Annotated in this window: 12 protein-coding genes and 2 pseudogenes; 10 read left to right on the top strand and 4 right to left on the bottom strand. The window is 69.2% G+C overall.

Annotation, left to right across the window (positions count from 1 at the left end):
* The first annotated feature begins 249 nt into the window (after positions 1-249).
* The 7 genes and pseudogenes from ACH4RC_RS40820 (at position 250) to ACH4RC_RS40790 (ending at position 15,926) form a co-directional block, all read left to right on the top strand.
* On the top strand, positions 250-3,711 hold the full coding sequence (locus tag ACH4RC_RS40820; RefSeq protein ID WP_398209837.1) for a hypothetical protein: 3,462 nt from the start codon (positions 250-252) through the stop codon (positions 3,709-3,711).
* Positions 3,711-6,566, top strand: a complete 2,856-nt coding sequence (locus ACH4RC_RS40815; RefSeq protein ID WP_398209835.1) for a hypothetical protein — start codon at positions 3,711-3,713, stop codon at positions 6,564-6,566. The genes ACH4RC_RS40820 and ACH4RC_RS40815 overlap by 1 nt, the downstream gene beginning before the upstream one ends.
* Positions 6,563-12,463 carry a hypothetical protein gene (locus ACH4RC_RS40810; protein WP_398209834.1) on the top strand — a complete coding sequence of 1,967 codons (5,901 nt, stop codon included), beginning with the start codon at positions 6,563-6,565 and terminating at the stop codon, positions 12,461-12,463. Before ACH4RC_RS40815 ends, ACH4RC_RS40810 begins: the two co-directional genes overlap by 4 nt.
* A 183-nt stretch (positions 12,464-12,646) precedes the next feature.
* A pseudogene (locus ACH4RC_RS40805) lies at positions 12,647-12,949 on the top strand (transposase); the annotation flags it as partial.
* Between the two features lie 886 nt (positions 12,950-13,835).
* Complete coding sequence (locus ACH4RC_RS40800; RefSeq protein ID WP_398209832.1) at positions 13,836-14,183, top strand: peptidase inhibitor family I36 protein; 348 nt, start codon at positions 13,836-13,838, stop codon at positions 14,181-14,183.
* Positions 14,184-14,581: 398 nt separating this feature from the next.
* Positions 14,582-15,115, top strand: coding sequence for a DUF1648 domain-containing protein (locus ACH4RC_RS40795; protein ID WP_398209848.1), 534 nt, complete (start codon positions 14,582-14,584; stop codon positions 15,113-15,115).
* A gap of 190 nt (positions 15,116-15,305) precedes the next feature.
* Complete coding sequence (locus tag ACH4RC_RS40790) at positions 15,306-15,926, top strand: hypothetical protein (RefSeq protein ID WP_398209830.1); 621 nt, start codon at positions 15,306-15,308, stop codon at positions 15,924-15,926.
* Between the two features lie 364 nt (positions 15,927-16,290).
* Here ACH4RC_RS40790 and ACH4RC_RS40785 read toward each other — a convergent pair whose 3' ends face one another.
* From ACH4RC_RS40785 to ACH4RC_RS40775, 3 genes are all read right to left on the bottom strand, one after another.
* Positions 16,291-16,803 (bottom strand): hypothetical protein, encoded by a 513-nt coding sequence (locus ACH4RC_RS40785; RefSeq protein WP_398209828.1) that lies wholly within the window; start codon positions 16,801-16,803, stop codon positions 16,291-16,293.
* A 61-nt stretch (positions 16,804-16,864) separates the two neighbouring features.
* A complete protein-coding gene (locus ACH4RC_RS40780) occupies positions 16,865-18,325 on the bottom strand; it encodes a hypothetical protein (RefSeq protein WP_398209826.1) in 1,461 nt (486 codons plus the stop codon).
* 237 nt (positions 18,326-18,562) lie between these two features.
* A complete protein-coding gene (locus ACH4RC_RS40775; protein ID WP_398209824.1) occupies positions 18,563-19,093 on the bottom strand; it encodes a hypothetical protein in 531 nt (176 codons plus the stop codon).
* 500 nt (positions 19,094-19,593) lie between these two features.
* On the opposite strand from ACH4RC_RS40775, the gene ACH4RC_RS40770 reads away from it, so the two are divergent.
* Complete coding sequence (locus ACH4RC_RS40770) at positions 19,594-22,803, top strand: hypothetical protein (protein WP_398209822.1); 3,210 nt, start codon at positions 19,594-19,596, stop codon at positions 22,801-22,803.
* A 171-nt stretch (positions 22,804-22,974) separates the two neighbouring features.
* Positions 22,975-23,121 carry a hypothetical protein gene (locus ACH4RC_RS40765; protein ID WP_398209820.1) on the top strand — a complete coding sequence of 49 codons (147 nt, stop codon included), beginning with the start codon at positions 22,975-22,977 and terminating at the stop codon, positions 23,119-23,121.
* A 166-nt stretch (positions 23,122-23,287) separates the two neighbouring features.
* Here the strand turns inward: ACH4RC_RS40765 and ACH4RC_RS40760 are convergent, their stop codons facing one another.
* Positions 23,288-23,449, bottom strand: a complete 162-nt coding sequence (locus ACH4RC_RS40760; protein ID WP_398209818.1) for a hypothetical protein — start codon at positions 23,447-23,449, stop codon at positions 23,288-23,290.
* A gap of 285 nt (positions 23,450-23,734) precedes the next feature.
* Here ACH4RC_RS40760 and ACH4RC_RS40755 point away from each other — a divergent pair.
* Positions 23,735-24,258 (top strand): annotated as a pseudogene (locus ACH4RC_RS40755) (transposase domain-containing protein); the annotation flags it as partial.
* Positions 24,259-24,631 lie beyond the last annotated feature (373 nt).

Raw genomic sequence — 24,631 nt, 5'->3', positions numbered from 1 at the left:
TTCCTTCGGCAGCCGGAGAGTATTGCGAAGCTATCCACCTGTCACTACGCGAGACTGAAGTCTTTTCCAGAACCGCCCGGTATCGGCGGTTCTGGAGTCCCTCCGTCCACATGGGTGTGACTCTGGTCTTGCGCATTCTCTGATGGATAAGGTAGTTGAGCTGAGCCGACTGGCTTCACATCGAGTGGCACATCGACGCTGGGCGGAGCGTGCCATGACTTTCTTCACCAGTCCGACGCGGGCACCGCGATGAGGCTGCACGCGATCTCCCGCCTGGACGGCGGCAGGCTCGACGGCATCCATCTGCTGTGGTCGCCGCCGTGGCCGACCGGTCATTCGCTGGACGGGTTCACGATCTTCCGGCGCAACGCGCGTGGTGAGAAGGACCAGTTCTGCCTCAACCTAACCGCCGCTCAGCTGGCCGAGGCCCGCCAGCTCGGTCGGCTCTGGCTGCCCGACGCCGTGATCTGGGCGCAGTCCCGGGATCTGGATGACCCGAAGGCGCTGTGGACCTACCGCATCGAGTTGGTCCGGCGGCACAGCGTCGTCTGGATCACCTCGCCGCGGGCGCGGGCGGCGTTCGTCGGCACCGACGACGGGACGGTGGTGGCCGGTGCCGTGTTTCTCGGGCCCACCGTCATCCTGCGCGGCACCGACCTCGGCATCGTCTGGCTGGTCACCGGATTCGGCAAGGCGACCGCGCAGGTCTGCGGCGACGTCCCTGACGAGAATCAGTGGACCGGCGTCACCCCGATAGTGAAGAACCTGCAGGTGCCGTTCGGCTCGGTCAATGCCGCGGTGCCAACGGCCGCCGGGGGCCGGGCGCTGGCCGACGGCCGGGCCGCGCCCGAGGGCATCGCGGGCAACTTCGGTGACGTCACCCTGTACGCGGATGGGGCGCTGCGGCGGCCTGGTGGTGTGCCGGCGATGCGCGTGGTGTCCGAGAAGCCGGGGGCCGGCGGCAACGACTGGGACGTCTCGCCGTACGGCCTGGCGGTTGCGCCGACCCTGCTCGCGCCGTGGCGGCGGGGCTGGGGCATGGCGCATCTGGACCGCGACTCGCTGACTCCCGGGCGTCGCTACGACTACCGGATCGTCGGCTCGGTGCCCCGTAGCGACCGGGACGAGCAGATGTTCGATCTGCACACGGTGCCCCGCGGCTACCGGCTGCCACGCTCCTTCCGCTGGGGTGACGCGTCGGTGTGGACCGATCGGCCGTGCACGGTCGTCGCTGTGGAGACCTTCGGTGGTTCGCCGTCGACGTTCCGCAAGGGGTTCGAACTCAAGCGCCTTCAGCTAGCGCTGGACAACCCGAGCCGGCGGGTGCTGATCGAGTTACAGGCCCGCGGGCAGGTGTCCGCGCGGGGATCGCGCAACGGCACGGTGGTCGCCTCGGTGTCGGCCACGAGCGACCGGCGCACCGTGCTCGACTTCGGCACCCCGGTCGACATGGTGGCGGTCGAGGGCGACCTGGCGGTGTCCGGCATCGTTCTGCGGCCACTCGACTCCGGGCTCAAGCCCGACGAACGGGTCACGGTCGAACAGAACATCTACGACATCGAGTACGGCCCGACGGCATCGCCCGACCCGCCCTCGATGATCCGGGCGACAAACCTGTCCGACCCGGCGCGTACGGCGGCTCGCGGTGTTCTGGACACCGGCCGCGGGTTCGAGGTGGTCTGGGCCGCGCCGCCCTCGATCGACCCGGCCGCTCTGGCGTTCCTGCCACCGTCGGTGAGCGCCCCGCCGACCGAGGTCGCCTATTACCTGCTCGATCGCAGCTGGGCGGGCCAGGCGTTCACGCGCGCCGACGGGGACGGCATGCAGGTCTCCGGTCGCAACGCTCCGACCGGCTCCGACACGCCGGCGTGGGGGATGAACCTGCTGGCGGCGTTCCCGCCGGCCGGTGCGGCGCCGTCCTCCTACACCGGGCTCGTGCAGGGGACCGAGCTCTTCGCGGCGGACGTGCTGTCCTACGGCGAGAACGTCACCTACCGGGTGCGCTCGGTCGACGTGATCGGCCGCCCGTCCGGGCCCGCCGTCGCCGCGCCCGTTCCGCTGCGCACCTACGTTCGCCCGCCCGTGCCGACCACGCCACCGCTCGCCGCGCCGATCGACCCGCAGGTCGTTCCGCCCGCCGGCGTGCAGGTCACGCTTCTGCAGCACGACGACCCCGACCTGACGGGGACGCAGGCGGCCACCGCGGCCGGCGGCGACGTGGTCCTCCTGCGCTGGGGCTGGGGACCGGAGCAGCGCGAGCTCGCGCCCGATGTGGCCGAGTTCCGGGTCTACCGGCACGGCTCGGCACTGACCGCGATCGCCCTGAGCCCCGCCGGCATCCCGACTGCCGTGCCGGGCGGCTGGAGTCTGCCGGTCGTCGCGAGCCGGCCGATCGCCGCCGACGAGTTCGCCGGGGTGAGCGTGGTGCTGGGCCTGGCGTACCGCATTCTCGGGCACCCGGCCGGCACCTCGGTGGCCCTCCGGCTCGCGGCCAGCCCGGAGTCGGCGGCGCAGGCGCCGGTACCCGGTCCTCTGACGCTCAACCGGACCACGTCGGCCGAGCTCGATCCGGAGTACTGGGATGACCGGGTCGACGTGGTGCCCCGAGCGGCGCTGAGCGGGTCGGACGTCGAGGCCTACGAGCTGGTCCGGCCGGCCGGGGTGGCCACGAGCGACACCGTGCCGCGGCAGCGGCTCGCGTTCGGGGTGACCGCCGCCGACGCCGAGCCCTATGTGCCCGACCGCCGGGCGGCAGTGGAGCCGACGCCCCGACCCGGCAACGAGTCGACGGTGGCCGCTCACGAGGTCACCGCCCGCTACTACGGCCGGCCCTCGCTGATTCCAGTGGACCTCGCCGACGTGCCCGCCCTGACGCTGCGCCGGCAAGCCGGCGACACCGTGCACGGGGTGCTTCGCCCGGCCGACTACGTGCCGGCCGGGGCTGCTCTAGTGTCCCGGATGCTGCTCGAACGGATCCCGGCCTCGGCGGTCCTGCCCCGGCTGCGGGTCGAGCCCGGGGCGATCTCGCTGGTCCGCGCGGACGGATCGACCGTCGCCTGGGTGCTCTCGCCGGCCGATCAGGCGGCGTTGCGAGCGGGGTACGCGGCCCGTCAGGTGCCCGACCGGTTCCTGGCCTACGCCGCGACCCGGCTGGACGGGCTGGACGAGGCGGCCGAGCGGCTCGGCGTACTGGATCCGTCGTCGTCGTTCGATGACACACTGCCCAACCGGCCGTCCCGCTGGCTCTACACGCTGCGCACCGTGGACGCGACCGGCCGACCCTCGGCGGCGGCCCAGATGCTCGGCGTGGTGGTGCACGTGCCGTCCCCGTCGCGGGCGTTGGCACCGCTGCTGCTCGGGCTCGACGTGGCCGCTGGGACTGCCACCGTCCGGCTGGACTGCACGGACGTCGACGGCGACCCGTACGTGTTCGTCACGGCCGACAACTCGTTCGGCACGGCGACCGCGTCGCTGGCGACGATCCGCAACCGGGCCGACCTCGCGCCGATCGACCGCCTGGTGGTGCGGGACGCGTCCGGCACCACCGCGACCGCGGTGGCCGCCGTACGCGGCGCGGACGACCAGGCGTCGGCCAATATCACGGTGCCGCCGGACGGGCTGGTCCTGCACGTCTGGGCGCTGGCAGTGAGCGCCGACGGCGTCCCGTCCCGTCTGGCCGGTCCGCTGCATGCGGCGTCGAGGGAGATCTGATGCTCGTCTCACCGATCGCCGACGTCTCGGCCCTCGCCTGGTCGCACACCACGGTGTCCGACCTGCCGCCGGGGCTGAGCCGGCTCGCCCCGCCGTCCGGCCCGGGCATCGGAACCCCGGCCCGGCCCGCGTCCGAACACCCGGCGCTTCTCGGCAGCGGGTTCACGACCACGCTGCGGTTCCCGGGTTCCGGCCGCTGGCGGCACGCGCAGGCCAGCGGCAGCACCGTGCACTGGCTGTGGGGTAGCGCGGCGGACGTCCTACGGTTCGGCACCCTGCGCACCCGGCTGCCGCTGGGCAACCCGGTCGTCGCGCTGCGCTTCACCGATGCCACCGACGCCTCCGCCGAGCAGGGTGACCCGCAGGGGGTGAAGGGACAGGGCCCGGTCATGCTGGCCGGCAACCCGGTCACGGTGATGCAGCTGCGCCTGTTCGCACTCATGCCCGCCGCCCCCGGCATGGACACCCTCTCGGTGCTGCGATATCTGGCGGCGGCGTTCGACGCCGAAGGCTTGACCTTCGGCACCCCGACGTGGCAGGAGTTCGTGGCGACGATGGCGGGGCTGGCGGCACCGCTGCGAGTGCTCGAACCGGGCGGGAGCCCGGCCACCGGCCGCTCGATCGCCATAGCCGGCGGCGCGCCCATGCCCCTGACCGCGGCCCACCTCGGCGACGCGGTGGCGGCGCTCGGCATGACCAGGGCCGGGCTCACCGGCACCACACTCGACGTGTCGGCCGGGGCTTCGCCAATCGCGAGCGCCGATGGCGTGGCTCACCCGGACGGTCGCGTTCCAGTCACCGCAGCAACCTCCACGATCAGCGTCGCATCGGTGGAGGACTGGTTGTCGCCGCAGCAGTCAGCCGCACTGAGCCGGTTCACGCGAGGTAACACCGTGCGCCCGTTCGTCGACGGGGTGGCGACCTACGCCGACCTGTTCGCTCAGGTCAACCGGGCCGTGACCGCAGGGGCGGAGGGCTCCTTCTACGTGACCGGTTACTCGCTGCAGCACGACGTGGTGCTCGGCCCGGCCGCTGCCGGAACGCGGCGACGGGTGGTCGACGTGGCCACCGACATGGCCGCGGCGGGTGGCGAGGCCCGGTTCCTTGCCTTGGAGATGCTCCAGCTCAATCCTGGCTGGGTGCGTGACGTGCAGACGGCCGCCCAGGTCACGGCGATCCTGCTGTCCCAGGCGGGGCTGGTCGCGACCGCCTTGCAGCCAGACGACACGCTCAACAAGATCAGTTTCCTGCTGCACGCCGAGTTCCTGGCCGGGCTGGTGTTCTACGGCTCGACCGACCCGGAGGGGCTGCTCGAGAAGCTGTTCGAGCTCAACAAGGGCGCGATCCAGGCGCTCGGCGCGATCTCCGGGGTCGAGGCCTATCTCGACCCGGTGGACGCCGAGGTGGGCGACAACCCGCGGGCGGTGACCACGGGCGCGCTCGCCTCGGTCGTGCTCGGCGCCACCCGGAAGTTCAGTGTGTTTCACCAGAAGATCCAGGTGGTCCGCACCGACGAGGGCGTGCACGCCTACTGCGGCGGGATCGACCTCAACGCCGACCGGCTGCAGACCCCGGGACACGGCTCCCGATCGCCGTTCCACGACGTGCACGCCCGGGTCGACGGCCCGGCCACCGCCGAGCTGGTGAAGACGTTCGCCGAGCGCTGGCAGCATGTCGCCGGCACGACGCTGCGGCTGGAGGCGCCGGGCGCGCTCGACGGCCTACCCACCGGCGGGTCCGATGTGGTGCAGGTGGCGCGCACGTACTACCGCCCGCTCGCCGGTTCGGGCCGGGGCCTGCCCTATGCCCCGGCCGGGGAGAGCACGATCCTGGAGACGATGCTGGCGGCGATCGGCCGGGCCCGGCGGTACCTCTACCTCGAGGACCAGTACCTGACCCCGCCGCCCGCATTCGCCGACGCGCTCGTGGCGGCCGCCGCGCACGTGTCCGGTCCGCTGATCATCGCGATCCCGGCCAGCCCCGACCAGCCGTTCGGGATGCCCCGGCGGCAGGCGCTCATCGACGACCTGCGCGCGGCCTGGGGAGACCGGGTCAAGGTGGGAATCCTGCGCCGCAAGTTCTCGCACACGTCGACCTCGCGGGAGTCGTCATCCGGCCGGCTCTGGCTGGCCGCGCCGGTGACCGCCGGCACCAACATGATCGAGGTCGCGCCGCCCGAGCGGGTTCCGGCGACGCCGTTCTGGCTCACCATCGACGGCGAGGTGATGCGTGCGACCCACCGGGTTGCCGGCTTCACCAGCCCGACAAGTGTCCGGCTCGACGTCGAGCGCTGGGAGGACACCCGGCTGTTCGATGCCGCCTCGGGCACCCCGCGGGCCGAGCACAACGTGCCCGCCGCCGTTTCCGTCGGCTCGTTCCCGTCGATCTACGTCCACGCGAAGATGCTTCTCGTCGACGACGCCTTCGCCGCCATCGGCTCGGCCAACTCCAACCGGCGCGGTTACTACTCCGACGGCGAGTGCAACGTCTTCGCGATGCGCGAGCAGGTCGCCGACGGCGACAACTGGATCCGGGACCTGCGCATCGCGCTCTGGGCCGAACACCTGGGGCTGGCCCCGGAATACGCCGCGGTCGCGCTCCGGGACCCGGCCGCGGGACTGGCGCTCTTCGACCGCAAGTTCACCGTCGGCAGCCGGTTCACCACGTTCGAGGCCCAGCCGTACGCGACGGAGTTGGCCCTCTCGGCCGAGCTCACCGACAAGACCTCGGCCCTGACCAGCCTGCTCTGGGACGCCACCTTCATCGCATCGATCGGCGTCGAGATCGCCGGGCTGCAGTCGGGCGACCTGTTCGCCACGTTCATCGACCCGAGCAGCTGGCTGGAGGCACCGTGAAACTGAATGAGCTGTTCGCCGCCATCGCGTGGCCGGTCTCGGAGATCGACACCTCGTTCCCGCCGAGCACAACCGGCGCCGTGCTGGCCGCCCAGGCCACCGAGGCGATCGAGGTCGACGACGTGGTCACCGAGATCGGGCCGGACGGCACGGTCACACTCACCGGCACCCTGTCGCTGGTGGCCGGAACGCCGCCAGCGCGTACCCGCCTGGTCAGTCACCTGTTCCCATCGCTCGGCTTCACGTTCGTGCCGAAGGCCGACTGGACCTCCGCCTTCCGCGTCTCGATCGGCCCGGCCGGGGGCTCGACCGTGCAGATCGACGTGCTGCCGCTCAAGGTCGCGGTGCCGCCCGACCTGCTTAGCGCCCACCCCGACCCGGCCAAACAGGGCGCCAACGCGGGCGTCCAGCTCTCGACCGGCGCCGGCGACTCGGTGATCAGCCGGGACTTCTCGTTCCTGATCGACGCCGGCCAGATGATCCACCTCGAACCGCACCTGCCGATCTCGATCGGACCGTGCTCGATCTTCGGCGCGCCGGCGATCGCGGTCCACGAGATCACGCTGATCTCCTCGATCGCGCAGGCGCGGGATCAGGTCGACTGGCTCCGCCGCGACCTCGACCAAGGCATGTTCGCGTGGCGCGGCGGCTCGCTCGGCTTCGGCGGGATCGAGCTCGACTTCGACGAGCCCAAAACCGTGCTGCGCGACCTGCGGCAACGGATCCATCTCAGCGAGCAGGCCGCCGTGGTCCTGGAGGACCTGGTCGTGCCAAGCGTGCTGTGGCCGCCGCTGCCGCAGCACGGCACGATCGGCGTACGCCGATCGCTGCAACCCGGCGAGACGCTCGACCATTACCTAAGCTTCGCCGACGCGCCGATCGTGGTGCCACTGGGCACGACGGGCCGCCACCTCTTCCTCAGTCAGCTCTTCTTCATCACGCCCGAGCAGGCGGCGGACTGGTGGACCGGCCTGACCCTGGAGGGCGGTCTGGCCTGGCCCGACAGCGGCCAGGCGCCCCCGGGCAACTTCGACCTGACCGTGGGTCTCGTCGACGGCGACGTGCTGCGAATCGGCTTTGAGCACACGCCGGCCGGGTCGCACATCCCGATCCTGCACCTCGACCTGTGGAAGATCACGGTCGACATCACCGGGGCCAAGACCGGCGTCTCGTTGCAGGAGCTGATGCGCCGCTCGCCGAGCCCGGGCGCCGCGATCCAGTTCCTCGTCACGATGGTGATCAAGGAGAAGCCCGGTCCTGGTGCCGGGGCGGCCGGCGCGGTGAAAGCGATCGCCGAGGACGGGCAACCGTTTGAGGCGGCCCTGGTCGACGTCGGATGGGACCGCGGCAAGCCGACCGGCAACATGGTCATGCCGCACGGCGCGCAGCTGCACCTGTCGACGTTCGTGCTCGAGGTACACGAGATGGGGCTGGCCTCCGAACACGGCGCCACCTACATGTCGATCTCCGGCGGGATCCGCCTCGGCGTTGACAAGTTCGAGGGCGGGGTGTGGTTCACTCGGCTGCGCGGCCGCCTCGCCGGCAACTTGGACGCGCCGGTATTCCAGCTCGGCGGCATCGGCCTGGAGATCAAGGTCAAGAACGTCGTCGAGATCAGCGCGCACGGCATGTACCGCGACGACATCGCGCCGAACGGCACGCGGCTGCAGGAACAGGGATTCGGCGGTGGGATCGTCGTCTACTGCGGCGGCAACAAGTGGGGCCTGACCCTCGACCTGTACTGGGGAACCCGGACCCCGCCAGGCGGGCCGGGCGACGAGTTCTTCCTGTTCCTGTTGGCGTTCTTCGGCGCGATCCCGATGGGCCCGGTCGAGCTGACCGGGATCGAGGTCCTTTTCGCGTACGGGCTGATGCCCAAGATCGACGCGGGCGACCGTCAGGCCGGCGAGTTGAAGTACTACTCCTGGCTCAAACGCGCCCGGCCGACGGCGCTGCCGGAGACCCGGGACCTGGACAGCTCGTGGACGCCGACCAAGGACGCCTGGGCGTTCGGGCTCGGCGCCGGTGTGTCGATCAGCGGCGCCGGCTCGGTGATCAAGATCAGGGCATTCGGCGCGGGGTTCGACTCGCCGTCCGTGTCCGGGCTGATCATCGCGATCGAACTCCAGATGTTCGGAGCCGAGACGCCGATCGCGGTTGGCGTGTTCGAGTACGACTTCCGCCGCGACGCCTTCGTGCTGATGATCCAGCTGGACATCACGATCGACAAGATCGTCAAGAACTTCCCGAAGAACCTGAACCTGCGGCTCGGCGGGACGATCACCTTCGGCAACAAGCCCGGCCTCGTCGCGTTCGGCCGGCTCGCCGCCCCGGACACGTGGATCGGCGGCAAGCTGCTGGTCAAACTATCCGAGGTGTTCGCGCTGACGATGCGTGCCGCCTTCTGCGTGGAGTGGCAGGAGAACGAGCACGTCGGCGGCGGCCTGACCATCTCGCTTAAGGTCGTCGGGTCGATCGGGGTGATGGAGTTCCAGGGCTGGGGTGCGCTGGAGATCATCGTCACCTACATGCTGACCGGGACGAACGACTTCGTAGCGAGGATCCGATTCGATGCCGGCATGGCCATCGTGCTCTTCGGGTTCATCCGGTTCGGCATCAGCATCGCGCTGCTCGCCGAGTGGCTCGCGCACGTGCCGAACTACTTCGTGTTCCGGGTGACCTTCCGCTTTGAGACGCCGTGGTTCCTGCCGGACGTCTCGTACTCGATCGAGGTCACCCGCGGCACCCTGGTCCCGTCGGCGCGCGGCGTGACCACGAGTCCTCTGACCCAGGCCGGCTCGCAGGCCCTCACCGGTTCGAGCCCGGTCCGTGTGAAGCGCGCCGACGGCCGGGCCGGTGGCGAGCCGACTGCGCTCGCGTCGGTCGACGATCTCGCCGGGGCAACCGGCGCCTGGCGGGGCAGCGCCGCGCCGGTCCCGCTGGACGCGACGATCGAGGTCGACTTCTCGGTGATGCTTGTCGACGCGCTCGGGATCGGGGCGACGAATCCCGATCTCGGCGTGCAGGTGTCGGGGGACGGCTCACTGGCGCTGACCACCCGCTACACCCTGACCCGCCTGATCATGCGGCGGCGACCGTTGTCGGGCGGCGCATGGCAGACCGTCGAAGATCTGACCTCGTCGGCGTCTGACCGCAACTTCCTCTGGATGTGGGCTCAGGACACTCGGGTGGGCGGCCAGGTCGCGGCGAAGCGGCTGCTGCTCAACGGGAGTACGCCGTTCACGGTCGGGGTGAACGTCCCGATCGTCGATGCCGAGATCCTCGACGACAACCCGAACTACCCGTGCTGTCAGGTGCGCCGGCCCGACGTCGCGCGGTTCGACTTCGACCCGGAGCCGCGCGGTCCGCTCCCGGCCGGATTCACGCGGGATTTCCGGTACGAGGATCGCGGCACGACGGCACCGGTCCGGATGCACGGCGTCCCCTGCGCGGTGGTTCTGCCCACCGCGGCCGGGTCGACCGCGGGCCGCGTCGGCTCGTTCGCAGCCACCGGCACAATCTTCACCGCGTCGGCGTCCGAGGATCTTGCGGCGGCGATCGTCCGGGTCGCGGTGACCAGCAAGGAGAGGCTACGGCTGGCGCTGGTCACGCTGGACCGCGACGGGCGTGAGGCGGACCGGCAGCACGTCACCACCGGTGCGGTCGCGTTCCAGGAGTTCGCGATCGACCCGGGCGCGCCGTTCGCGACCGTGTTCCTGGCGGTCGAGACGATCAAGGAGGAGAGCCCACAGGCGCCGGTCACGCCCGGTACCGTCCTGCTCGACGCCGTCGAGTGCATCACCGTGGCCGACCGCGACCGGTTCGAGCGGGAGAGCGACATCTGCTCGCGCGAGAGCGACGGTGGCGCCCCCCCGACGGTCACCTTCCTGGCCCACCACGAGTACGAGATCACCCTCACCACCGAGGTCGCGATCAAGCACTCGGTGACCGAGTGGGAGTCCAGCACCGTCACCGAGAAGGTCGCCTTCACCACGGCCGGCCCGCCCGGGCTGAACGCCGCCCCCGAGCCGGGCCTCGAGCTCGAGCCGTACGTGGTCAGCCGGGCCCCGGGCGGTCGCGGCCTGACCTACGGCGAGGAGTCGGTGCATCTGGTGCTGTCCGAGGCGCTGAGCATCTTCGGTCCCGGGTCCGGCGTGACCGAGGCGACGCTGCGGCTCCCGGTGGCGATCGCGGTCGAGTCCGCCTTCGACGCGAACCCGCAGGCGCACGTGGGCAAGACGTCGCGTACGTCAGCGGACTGGTTCCTCACCCACCGGGGCGAGGCCGATCCGTTCGTGCGGCCCTCCCGGCACGACTACGTGCCGGCCGTGTCGAAGGACGCCGCGGTGCTGCGCTACCTGCGGCTCGCCGAGGCATCGTCGGGCACCTGCCCTGTGCAGGACGTCGAGCAGCTGCCGCGGGTCGGCGTCGAGCCGTTCGACCCAACCGGCCGGTCGCTGTGGGAGCCGGGCGCGTCCTACGTCGCGGTGATGCGGCTCGCCGGCAGCCCGGTGGTAGAGCGGACGGTGTTCGAGGACGCCGATCTGACCGCGTTCACCGCGGTGTCCGGCTCGTGGCAGGTCACCGGCGGCGCGCTCACGGCCGCCGGGGCCAGCACCGGCGCGTTCGGCGAGACGACCTGGGATCTCTACCGGGTGGAGCTGCAAGGATCGATCGACCAGGGCGGCGCGATCGGCGTCATGGTGCTGGCCGGCGGACCCGTCACGGACGCCGTGCACGCGGCCGTCGTCCGCGCGATGGACGACTCCGTCTCCCTGGTGGTCCGCAACGGCGCCGGGACCGTGCTCGGCACCGTCCCACTGGCCGCGGCCGGTCAGAGCAGCGCGCTAACCGTCGATGTGTTCGCCGACGTCATCCGGGCGCGGTGCGGGGATGCCGTGCTCGACTTCCCCCGCGGCAACCGGGGCACCGGTTCGTGCGTACTCACCTCGTCCGACGCCCGGGTCACCTCGCTCCGCGTGCACGGCGTCGACATGTACCGCCGACCGTTCCGCACCAGCCGGTACGAAGGCTTCGCCGAGCACGTGGCCAGCTGCGCCGACGTCGAACGGCACCACGCGGGCAGCGCCGCCGAACCGCTCGCGACGCTGCTCGCCCGGATCACCGGCGCGGCCGCCGCCGCAATGACACCGACCGCCCCCGCGGCCGACCGCGAACGATGCTTCGCCGACGCGGCCGCCGCCCTCGCCGTGCCGCTGCGCGAGGACAGCGACCGGCTGCACGTCACCCTTATGGCCGGCGGCACCGACCGGTGGCTGCTGCTCGAGTCACCCGAGCCGATGGACTTCACCGAGGAGATCACGCTGCGGCTGCTGCGCCGGGAGGTGCACGAGGCGCTCACCGCCGCCGACAAGGCGCGGCTGGGCCCGCTGATCGAGGCCGCGCTGCAGATCCCGCCGACCGGCCCGCAACTCCCCGCGGGCTGGGCTACGGGCGCGCGTCGGCTGGTGATCCAGACCCGCTCGTTCGGCATCCTCGACGGTCCCGGCGCGCGCAAGTCCGTCTACCGCGCCTCGCTGGACGGCAAGTTCCTGACCGTCGTCGAGCTCGCCACCGGCGCCACGGCCAGGTTCAAGGCGCCCGCGCTCACCCCGGCCGACCGCGCGCTGCTGCAGGACGTGTTCGTCGTCCTGAACGGCGCACTCCGCATCATCGCCTGGCAGGTGCCGACGAGCACGGAGTGGATCCCGGAGACGGCCACCGTGCTGCAGGACGCGCCGGGCCTGCACACCCTGGTCCTACCGGCGACGTCACTCGCCGACGGGGTCTATCGGCTCGACCTGTCACTGACCCGGCGCTGGTTCGACACCACCGACCCGCTGGGACCGGACAACGCCTACCTCGACGAGGCCTCGGTGGAGGTGCTGGTGGCCTGAGTAGGGTTCCTGACGGAAAATCAACGGATACGACTGACCAGGGCAAACGTGGTCGAGGTGGCAGAGTCGGAGCGGTCGACCTTGGCGGTGTCAGGGATGGGATCGTGTGCCCGGGACTCCCGAAGCTACGGCGAGCCGCAAAGTAGCCGATCATCCGAGTTCGTAGATGTATGACGGGTCGTTATCCGAGGCGCCCGCGACACCGGTCTGCGGAATCTGCCCCTGCACGACACGGTACAGAACCGGATTTGGCTGGAGATCGCCTCCCTCGCACTCGACCTCCTCGCCTGGATGCCCATGCTCGCCCTGACCGGCCAAACCCGCCGCTGGGAACCCAAACGGCTTCGCCTGCGGCTGTTCTCCGCCGCCGCGCAGAGGGCGAACACCGGCCGCCGTCGCTGGCTCCGTTTCACCGCGCGATGGCCCTGGACCGACGAAATCATCCGAGCGATCGACCGGCTCAAGGCATTGCCGAGTCCCGGCTGACCAGCCACGCCGACCGCCTCAATGACCAGCACCACCACACCGGAGCAGTGGAACCCGGCGCCCACCCGACGCGACACTCGGGCTGTCAGCCTGCCCACCCTCAGCCCTCGAAAGCGAAATGGTCCGCCGACTCCGTCGGTACTGACCTTGTCGCTCTTGGCCAGCAGCTCCAAGACGAGCGGGCGCCGACAGATCCTTCGCGCCGTCCAGCACCACACGGTTGAACTCTTCGATCAAGTCCCGGGCCTGCCGCGCCAACTTCGCCGGATCCGTCTTCGCCGCCATGTGCTCGATCCTTGCCGCTGAGATGGTGCCCATCAGTGTCCCAGGGCTTGTCCCAGCAGTCTGCGTGTCCCAGCGACAGCTCCCTACCAGGGGAAACGGGGGGTTGATGTCCCAGCGCTGCTGGGACAATCGGACACTTCGGACGCTGAGACAAGGTGATGTCCCAGCGTCCTGCGGCCCGGTAGACGGAGGCATCCGACCGCGATGTCAGCCGGTTCGGGCGGCACGACCTTCTCGCTCATCGCACTGCCCCTACAAGATGCGGATGACGTTCCTTCGCAAGCAAAGGAGAGCACCGGTCCGCCACCCGGTTTCGCCACAGGGCATCAAGTGACAGCCACACCCGGGCCTGTTGTCGCCCCGGGTGCGGAGGGTGGTTACACGGCCTGGAGGCGCATAGCCTCCCGGCGGTCCAGACCGGTGTGAGACCACGGCACCGCGGTTCGCCCTGCCACCTTTCACCGGTTCGCTTGCCGGGCCGCGAGCGCGAAGGCCCCGCTGCTGTCCCTGTCAGCCGGGGAGCGCGGCAAGGGCCACTCATCTGGATGAACGACGGCGGCGAGCGGAACGGCGAATCGTTCCGTCAGGACAGGCCGAGGTCATGAAACTTCCGCACCGCACGGGCACGGCCCCCCTGCTTGCCACCGCTGTTTCGACCCTCCTGGCCGCAGCCCTGACCGGCCTCGCCCCCGCTCACGCCACCACGGCGGCGGGCGCCCCCGCAGCGGCCCGGGACCAGATCTCCTGCGCACGCGGGTTCGTCTGCATCTACCCCGAGATCGACTTCGGCGGCCAGCCCTACGTCAAACGAGCCGTCGACGGCTCGGTACGGCACCTGCCGGACTACATCCGCGGCAAGGGCAGCTCGATCATCAACAACAGCAGCCGCACCGCACGCGTCTACCAGAAGGACAACTACTTCGGCCGGCACGTCTGCGTCGGACGCTAAGGCGGCACCATCGGCGACCTGCGCTCCTACCAGCTCAACGACACCACCCACAGCCTGAACATCAAGGACACCCCCTGCGGCGCCTGATGAAGCCCCCGAGACGGCCAGTACGGCTCCCGGCCGCCTGCCGACAATGCGCCTCCGAGGGCCGCGTATTGGCGCCGACCACTCGCGGCTGGCGCGGGGCCCTGCTGATCCTTGCGGCCGACGGGCACGTCGTGTTCGGACAGCAGGCCCGGACAGGACGATCCGGCCGGGCGGCGAGACCTCGCAGGCGCACCCCCCGGCACGCGGCACCGCGGCACCATGCCAGGCCCTCATCTGACGGTCCGCCTGCTGGACGGCCACCCGTGCTGGGGGCCCTTTTCAACCCCGAGCGGTCATCGGATGATCGCTCTATGGTGCTCTGTTCTTCCTCCCTCCGGCTGTGGTTGCTTCCCAATGCCGTCCTGCTCGTCGTGTTGCCGTTGTGGGGTGCGCTTCGCTACCCCCGCCTGCCGGGGCGGATACCGCAGCACATCGGAACCGAAGGAGTGGACGCCTGGACGGACAAGTCGATCGGCGCCGCGTTCGTGCTGGTCTTCCTGTACACGGGAGTGACCGCGTTGACGGTCGGCGGTGCGGAGCTGACACTGCGGCTGACCCCACGCGATGCATTACCGCACGCCAAGCCCGCATCGTTCCCTCCCGCCCGGGCGGCATCGTCCCTGCTCAACAGACCCGGCAGCCGGGCCTCAGCACGCCGCATCGCACGCGCCCTGCTGCTGCTCAACATCTGCATCGGCATCTCCCTCCTCATGGGCTGCGCAATACTCTGGCGCTCGACGCCGGACGCGCATGTGCCCGCCTGGCTCCTCACCGCCATGACGCTGCCGCTCCTCGCCGGCACCGTGATGACGGTCCTTGCGGCCATAAGCGACCGAAAACACTGAGCCCGTCCCTCCCTCGTCTGGCCGACGGGAAGGGGATCAAGGGCGTTGCACAGAGCGTGGCCGAGAGCTGGTCGCGCTCGGTGACGTCATCGGTGACGGCAGCAACGTGACCATGGGCCCGTGCGGTGGGCGGGGTGCTTCCTGTCCGTTCACCGGCGGGAGTATGCCCGGGTACGCCACACTCGTTCCTATGGCAGAGGGTGAGTGGTGGAGTGTGCGGGTGGAGTTGCTGGGCGGCGGGATGGCCAGTGAACTGTGGCCGCGACCGGGCCGCATCTTCGCCGTCTCCTCCACACACACCTTGCACGTCCTGGCCGAGGCCATCGACGACGCCTTCGCCCGCTGGGACCGCAGTCACCTGCACGAGTTCGACTTCCCCTCGATCGGGAAACGGGCCACCGAGCACCGCTACGCCGACATCGAGGACCCTGCGATGGAGCTCGACGCCGATCACGTGCGCATCGGGGATATCCTGCAGCCGGGCACGGAGTTCGGGTATGTATTCGATCTCGGGGATAACTGGCGGCACGCCTGCCAGGTCGCCGAGCGGCCGGTCGACCTGGACAGGGAGGTCGGCATCGTGCCCGACAAACCGCTGCCGTACTGGGGCTGGGGTCTCATCCCCGACCCGTACGGGCGGCTATGGGACGGCGACGATGGCGAACAACCCATCCCCTCTGCGCCACACGAGCCGTGGCCCTGGGCCAACGCTCCACAGCCCTCGCTGGCGACCCTGCACTGCCCAGGCCAGTACACCCGTCTCCTCGCTGCCTCCGACGCCGACGCCGACGCCGACGCCGACAGCATCTGACCTGGGGCATGCTCGGGCAGCCGACCAAGCAGGAGTCCCACACGTGTGGGAGTGATCCTCTCGCGAGCTCCGCCGGGTCACGAGGGCCGAAGACAGCCTCCAGCGTGTGGGGGAGCATGGCTCAGGAAGATCGAACGCGCAGCTCAGGCAGGTGCCCCTGTGGACATCTCATTCCAGCGCACTGGCAGTTCTCATCCGGTGTCACCCAGAGTTCTCACTCGATGTTCCGCCCCGGGCATCTCCACCAGCGGCGTACGGAACATAACAGTGAGAAGCGTGGGTGACACGGGGGTGAGACGTCACAGCGGAACTTCACCCTGCCGAGCCGAAGTCAGTAACGTGCCCCGGCTCCCAGCCGGCCGGTTCATCGTCCAGTTTCGGCGGGCCACAGCTGGGCCAGGTAGAGCTCCTGCCCGGCCAGCTGGTTGCGTGCGGCGGTGAAGGCGGGGTCGGCCAGGCCGGCACTGCGGAATTGCTGTTGCAGCCGGGCGGCCTGTTGCGCGGTGATGCTCCGGCCGTAACCGGACAGGCGCAGGGAGTAGCGGCCCGGGGAAACGGCGAATGCGTCTGGGATGCCGCCGGCCGCGAATTGGTAGATCGACATTGGGCCGAGCGGAACGTCGATGAGGAAGTTGCCCTCGACTTCGGGGGGTTGTGAAGGTGGGGAGGGAGGGCCGTCCCAAAGCTCGAATCGCAGGCGCTGCTCCACCAGTTCCTGTGCGACGCGGATGTGGATCTCGTGCTCGCTGGCGGCGAACCAGCCGTGGACGGGAATGGCAGGCGAGGGGCCGTAGTCGTCGTCGCGGTCGGGGACGATCGCGAGCATCCCGTGGTCAGAGTCGACGTCGTGGATGGTGTGGGTGACAAGTGAGGTCATCGGGAGCATCCAACGGGCGGGCGCCGGAGCGTGCAGAGGTCAGCACCCGCCCGGTTTGAGGTCATCGGACCTTGATGTGGAAAGCGTCGGAGTCCAGGATCCGGTCGTCGTTGTACCACTTGCCGAGGATCCTGCCAGCGAGACCATTCTGCGTCCGGCTCAGCGGTTGCACGGAGAACCAGTTGACGTAGTCGTTGCCTCCACTGTATTCGGGCCGCGCGCGTGCCGCGCCCTCATAGGTCGAGGCGAAGGGGAACTCGTCGCACTCCTTCTCGGCGCCGTCGTCGTCGACTTCGTCCTTCCAGTCCTCGAAGTGCGCATCGCAGGCCAGGCCCTTGTCGTAGCGGTTGGCCCTGTATCGCTTCCTGTGGTCGGAGCTGACGGACGGGGCCAGCCGGTGGTTCGGGAACGTGGCAGCGCCTCCAGGGATCTTCTTGTCGCTGCGCGGCGGCATGGTCGATCCCGGGTCGTTCAGCGCCTTGGCGATGTGGTCCGCGACCTTCTTGTAGCCGGAGTCCGCTGCATTGCTGTAAGCCAGGAAAGGATCCACCGACTCGAAGATGGAACCCTGCTTCTTGGCCCCGGCCGTACCGGTGATATACCAGGCGGAATCGAATCGTATGGAGGTCGAACCGCTGGTGGATTGGTCGGGATCGGTCTCGAACCCGGGAATGGAGAACACGAACTTGCCGTAGACGGTGGCCCGCTGAATCTGCTGGCCGTGTCCCTTCCTCGGGGTCTTTGCCTCCGAGACCAGCTGCGCCTCGGCCCATCCCGAGCTCAACCAGTTCTGAATTGTATCGTTGCGCCCGTTGCGATCACCGTCCTCACATGAATCCCAGTCGGAGTCGTCGGTGGGTATGCACTCGATACGCATGTCCAGCTGCGCCTCGGGATGGGTCTCCCACAAGCGCGCCCCCGAGCCTATACCTCGGAATCGCCACTCGTGGGCGCGCATCTGGAATTCGAGGTAGCGGTCGGTGGAACTGCCCGGTACAGGGCCTTGCTTGCCATATCCGACCAGGTAGATGTCGGCCTCAACCCGTGCGAGCCCGCCGCCGGGCGGACTCACCTGCGCCCATGCGGTTCCCGCCTGGCACCAGGCGAAGTGGCTGCGCACCCAGCCGCCGGGAGCCGTCGCCTTGTCCCTGTTCTTCAGGCAGGTCTCGAAGTTGTGCGGGTCCTCCTGCACCTCGACGCCGGGCCGGTAGTCGTCGGCCTCCACGGCGTAGCTCTGGCCGGAGTTCTCTCGCATCCGCCGGGCTTCGGCTTCGGTGCGGGGGAGCTCGTGCCGCTGGCCGGCCTTGCCCGCACCCAGTTCCTCGGGCGACACCCCCCGCTCCAGAGCGTCCAGCACGGCGCCGGGGTTGCCGACGTACCGGGGATCGGTGGTGTAGCCCTGGATGACCGTGGTCTCGCCCTGTGGCTCCATGGGCGCAGCCACTGTCGGATTGATCGATGCGGCGGCGAGTATCAGGCCGCCGCTCACAGCGATGAGGACGCGGCGTAAGCCATGTTCCATGTGACCACTTCCCTGAGTGTGAGAGAACCTGATGCGGGTACCGCCGATCGACAGCGGTGCGTTCTCGTGGGCGATGTGGCGCGGCACAGGAGTGCCGGAGATGCCAGTGATGCGTCACGGGCACGATCTGTGATGTGCCCATGGTGAATCGTTGCGATGTTTGAGGTGGCCCCGGTCAAGGTCGGACTCAGAGGCCGCTGTGCGCGTCCATGGACGCGTGTTGCCGCGAAGGCTCGCTCAGCACTGGTTGAAGGTGGCCGAGTTGTACCAGATTTTCTTCAGGTCGCCGTTGAGGTACATAGCCCACTCACCGGCGGAGTTGCGGACGAATCCGATGTTGCGCCCGGTGTACTCACCTGCAGCGGTTTGCCCCTGGTACTCGGCTGTCCCCCGGTCCTCTTGGAAGTTCATGCTCCAGCCCGCAGTGAAGAAGGTGTTGTTCCCCACCGCACCGTCAGCCTCGAGGTGGTCGTACCGGTTCTGCCATCGCTTGGTCGAGTACGTGGTCTCGGGTCCGAAGCGGCAGTCGATGTCAGAGATCTTCCAGGGCTGCCCATCGGACCGCAGTGACTTGTCCGCCCACAGGATCGCTTGCCACATGCCGGCGAGGTTGCTGTAGGAGTGGGAGGAAGCCGACACAATGCCTTCGTCGTTCCAGTCGTCGCGTCCGAGCCCCTTGCCGTGCACTACTCCCGCGGCCTCGTTGGCCGCGGCGGGCGCGACGGCGACGGCCATTCCCACGCCGAAGGCCACGGCCCCGGCAGTCACGGCAATTCTCCTGGGTAACGACATGAATTTGAGTCCTTCCTGGGCGCGGCCTGGCCCCCGGTGGGCCTTTGGCGTTCCGCGCTCCATAGCGTTTTTTCTTCTCCCGCTCGCCCCGCAACAGTGCGGGCCGCGCTCAGGGTGCTCAGGACGGACGGGCCGGTCCGGCGGGCGAACATCCACCACGCTGCCCGTCGTACTAGCGCCTGTCGTGAGCGGTCAGCTCGTGCAGGGGCACGGGCCGTCGTACGCCACTGACTCTCCACGCTGGCTGCGTTGTTGCGCAGCCCCGGTCACAGTCCGCAACAATCGCGTCCTCCCAGGTGGGGCGGTGGGACAGTGGCCGAAGACCATCGCCCTGTCGCGGCGGAGCCTTGTCCAGCTCTTTTGCGGCTGCGTAGGTTGCGGTACACGCGCTGCCGACGGCGGGCGACATCGAGGAACACGGGATACAGGGAGCACGGCGAGTCAAGGGGGATCGAGTGGGCCGTCCGGAAGCTCCGTTGGATCCAGACGCCGGGCCCGTCCAGCGGTTTGCGCTGGAGTTGCGCAAGCTGCGCCAGGATGCCGGCTCGATTACCTACCGGGTGCTGGCTCAGCGGACGCCGTACACGGTTTCGACGCTGTCCAGGGCCGCTTCGGGTGAGCTATTGCCCTCGCTGCAGGTCACCATGGCCTACGTACAGGGGTGCGGAGGAGACCCGGAGGAGTGGGAACAGCGCTGGAGACAGGCGGCGCAGGAAGCGGCCGCCGAGACTGCAGACCGGGACGACGCTGAGCCGCCGTACCAGGGTCTGACCCGGTTCGAATCCCACGATCAGAAGTGGTTCTTCGGCCGCGACGAGCTGATCGCAGACCTGCTGGAGCTGGTGCAGCAGCACCGTCTGACCGCCGTCGTCGGCGCCTCCGGCAGCGGGAAGTCCTCACTGCTGCGCGCCGGGCTGATCCCGGCCCTGCAGAAGGCGGACTCACAGGACCTACGCCCTGCGACCATCCGGATCTTCACACCTGGAGCGCATCCCGCCCGTGCTCATGCCGAATTGTTCGCGCCGAAGGACTCCGATGACGACACGGTGGTCGTGGTCGACCAGTTCGAGGAGGTCTTCACGCTGTGCGCCGAGCCCGCGGAGCGGACGGCGTTCATCAGCCTTCTGCTGGCGGCGCGTGAGCCGGGGAACCGGTTACGCGTGATCATCGCGGTGCGCGCCGACTTCCTCGGGCGCTGTGCCGGGGACCGCGGGCTCGCCGACGCGCTGCGCAGCGCCACCCTGCTGGTCGGGCCGATGAGTCCGGCCGAGCTGCGGGAGGTGATCGTGAAACCGGCCGCTGCCTCAGGGCTGACCGTGGAACGCGCCCTGACTGCCCGGCTCATTGAGGAGGCCACCGATGAACCGGGAGGATTGCCCCTGCTGTCACACGTGCTCCTGGAGACCTGGCGCCGCCGCAACGGCAAGACGCTGACCCTGGCGGGCTACGAAGCGGCCGACGGCCTGGAGGGCGCGATCGCCAAGACCGCCGAGAAAGTCTATGGCCGGTTCACCCAAAGGCAGGCGGCCGCGGCCCGCCGGGTCCTGCTGCGGCTGGTCGCCCCCGGCGACGATGCCCCCGACACCCGCCGGTCCGCCGGGCGCGCGGAACTGCAGGCCACCGGCGGGCAGGAAACCGAGACCGTCCCGGTGGTGGAGGCGCTCGCCCGGGCACGTCTGCTCACCCTGGACGAGGCCAGGGTCGAGCTTGCCCATGAGGCCCTGCTGACCGCATGGCCCAGGCTGCACTGGTGGATCGAGGAGGACCGCGAACGCCTGCGCGAGCACCGGAGGCTGACCGAGGCGGCGCGTGCCTGGGAGGAACTGGGCCGCGACCCGGGCGCCCTGTACCGAGGCAGCAGGTTTGGCACCGCCCAGGAACACTTCGGCGACGCACACCCAGGGAGAGATCTCACCGCCTTGGAGCATGATTTCCTCAGCGCCAGCACCACTGCACTCCACCAGGAGGAACAGTCGACAGCCCGCACCACCCGCCGCCTACGCTGGCTGAGAACCGGCCTGTCCCTGGTAGTGGTGCTTGCCTTGCTCGCGGGCGCGATCGCCTGGCAACAGAGTCGGTTCAGTGATCAGCGGCTCGCCGATGCCACGTCCCGTCGCGTCGCGGCTGCCGCTGAGACCGTGCGCTATGCCGACCCGCTGACAGCCATGCGGCTGAGCGTCGCGGCATGGCGCATCAGCCCGACCATGGAGGCCAAGGCCGCACTCGTGGGTTCGCTGACCCAACGCGAGCAGGACGTTTTCACCGGCCCCGGGGTGCAGGGATATGACATGCGACGCCTCAGCTCCGACGGCCGCACCCTGATGACGGCCGGCGATGGCCAGATACTCATGTGGGACGTGGACAGCCGGCAACGCATCCGCACCATTCCGCTCCGTGATGACGTCTCGCCGTACGATCTTTCCGCAGACGGCAGGTACCTGCTGGCGGTCGCAGGTGACACGGTGCAGTGGCAGGACACGGCCTCGGGCCGGACCATCAGTCTTCCATGGGACTTCAACAACACCAATGTGTGGTTCACCAAGAACAACCACATCCTCAAGGTGCTGGGCGAGCGCTCGGTCGGCCTGTGGGACCTGCGGCAACAGCGCATGGTGTTCCAACGCCGAACCGCCAAACCCGGACGTGCCGTTCTCGACGCCAGCGGCAGGTTCATGGCGCTGTGCACGGCATCCGGCGCCCTGGAGGTATGGGATGTCCAGGCATCCCGTCAGGTATGGGATTTGCGATCGAACGCCATCTTTCGGCTGGCCTGCGTCCGCGACAACAACGTCATCGACGCCGGGCAGGTTCTCCTCGACTCTCGGCGGCGGATGCTGATGGTCGTCACCGGCGCAGGGCTGCGGATGTGGAGCTTGGACTTGGGCAAGGAAGTCCCGCCCACTGCTGACATCACGTCGGGGTATGCCATTCCTAGCCGGGACGGTCACTTCCTCGTCACAGTGGACGACAACACGATCCGTGTGTGGAGAACCGCCTACCCCGACGCACCCGTGTACCGATATCCCCTGAACGGCCGCAGCATTTGGGATGTGAAGCTGGATACAGAACGCAGGGCAATTCGGTACATCGAGGAACAGCCCACATCGGCTGCCCTCGTGCGCAGCATCTATCTGGGGAATGCGCTGGACCCGAAGTGGCACCGTGCGCAACCGCGTGCCGCCGCGCCGGAAACCGGGTCAATCGGCGGGTTCCTGACCGCTACCGCCCCCGGGCCCCCACACAGTGACCGCATGGCAACCGGCGACGAGGGCGGCCGGGTGACCGTATGGGACCGGGCACTCAAACGACGCCTGAGCATCTTCACTGGTACTGCCACAGGGAGCACAGGAAGCAAAGAGCCCGAAGCCGTGACCGAACTGACGTACTCACCCGACGGCCAGTTCCTGGCCGTCGGCGGCAGCGCCGGCACGGTGAGGCTGTGGGACGCCGTATCCAACCGGCCACTGGGAACCAGCTTCCTCACAGCGGGAGACAGCATCGATTCCCTCACCTTCGCGACCGACGGGGCCACCCTCACCATCGACGGCGAACACAGCCCGCCACGCACCTACCCCATCGCCCCGGAACTCGCCTCCAAGACCATCTGCCAACGAGCACAGGGCGGCGTGCCCCCGACGAACTGGACATCACTCATCCCTGAAATCCCCTACCGGAAAACCTGTTGACCAAGCAGCACTTGCCACCCGACCAGCCACCGCACGCCGCGTGCCCGGAACGAGCTCGGATCTGCACTCGATGCTGCACGCCCTGCACACCAACGCCGCGCTGGCCGAGCATCCGGGCCACAGCACGGCCCACCTCGCTGCCGACCGGATCGCCGCGCACCTGCTCACCCAGTGGAAACTGTCCGCGCACACTGCGGCCTGCGCACCTTCTCCGCGGCCGTCGACATCGACCGCGCCTTCTACCTCGGCGCGCTCACCAGCGGCTCAGCCACCACCGCGACCGGGGCGAGCATCAGCGCCCGCACCTGCGGACTGTAAGACGTTCGGCTCTGCCAAGATTTTCGTAGCCGGTGATCGTCGGTCTTGGCAGGGCGTGACAGCGCAGCGCAAGAACGATCGGTGCGGGGCACCATAGGCTGCGGGCCAGCCAACAAACTCGGTCCAGAGCGCGTGGCGCTGCACACCCCTGCCAGGGCCGCGGCGGTCACAAGTCCAAAACGGCGCGCAGAGCCTGGTCGACCCGGCTCATGACCTCCGGCGCCACGGTGCCGCGCAAGGACGCCCCGGCGAAGCGGGCCGCGCGCAGTTGTTGCAGGTTGACCGCGACCGCGGTGCAGGCGAGGGGGGTGTCGATGACGACGGACATCGCGGTGTCGGGGTAGCGGCCGGGCGGGTGCAGGACGAGGGCGAGGACGGCGCCGTAGGCGGCGTCCAGGCCGGTGAGGGAGACGAGGAGAACATCGCGGCCGTCGGTGAGGGTCCATACCTGGGCCTTGACCCAAGGCCGGGTAGTTAACGTTTTCGCAGGTCACGCAAGCCAGTTGAAGGATTTCCGACGCAGAACAACGGAGCTCGTTGGTACAGGCAGTCGTCCAAGACAGCTTGTACTTGAGGAGCTCCGTTGCCGTTTCATCATGTCCTGCCTGCCCCGATGATGGCCATCACCCGTACGGTCACTGTGGCCGCGGGCCGGTTCGCGCCCGGGCATCTGGGTGAGCTGACGGCCGTCGTGCCGTTCGAGCTGGTCGACGCGGTCCTGGCGGAGACCCACTCGGTGCAAAGACGACTGCGTGATCTCCCTTCGCGGGTCGGGATCTACTTCCTGCTCGCGATGTGTCTGTTCCCTGAAGTCGGCCACCGGCTGGTCTGGGACAAGCTGACGGGCGGACTGGCCGACGTGCCGGTGGCCTCCCCCACGCCGAAGGCCCTGCGTGATCTGCACCGACGACTGGGCAGCGCGCCGGTGCGCGCGTTATTCGAGGTTCTCGCGGGGCCTCTGGCCCGGCCGACGACACCCGGTGTGCGGTTCGGGCCGTACCGGACTGTGTCATTCGACGGCTGCAGTTCTAGAAGGTCCCCGACTCCTGGCGAAACAGGGCCTGGCTGGGGCGAACCTCCCATCACGGCTATCCCACACTGGAGTTGATGACACTGGTCGAGACCGGCACACGGGCCTTTGGCTTCGTTCACGTTCAGCAGCAGCGTTTGTCGATGAGTTTCGACAGCAGTTGGCGATCAACGTGCTCGCAGATGTTCACGGGAAATGACGGTGGTGCCGTCAGTGACGGCGTTCGCACCGATCACGGGGATTACTTACCGGCACCTCCGGGGAAGCAGGCACGGTAATCTCGGGCCATGCCCGAGACATCGGTGGCGCGCTTCTACGACGAACTGGCTGACGACTACCATCTGATCTATTCAGACTGGGACGCGAGCATCCGTCGGCAGGGGGGGGGCCTTCCCCCATGAAGGTGGGCACGCGGTTATTGATCACGCGGCGAGCGTGAGTTTAGCGGCGTGGTGTCGGCGTTCGTATTCGTTGGGGCTG

The organism is Streptomyces sp. NPDC016845 (assembly GCF_044332585.1).
Lineage (GTDB): Bacteria > Actinomycetota > Actinomycetes > Streptomycetales > Streptomycetaceae > Streptomyces.
The sequence above is the reverse complement of the archived record's forward strand: the minus strand, read 5'-3'. Positions and strand labels throughout refer to the sequence as shown.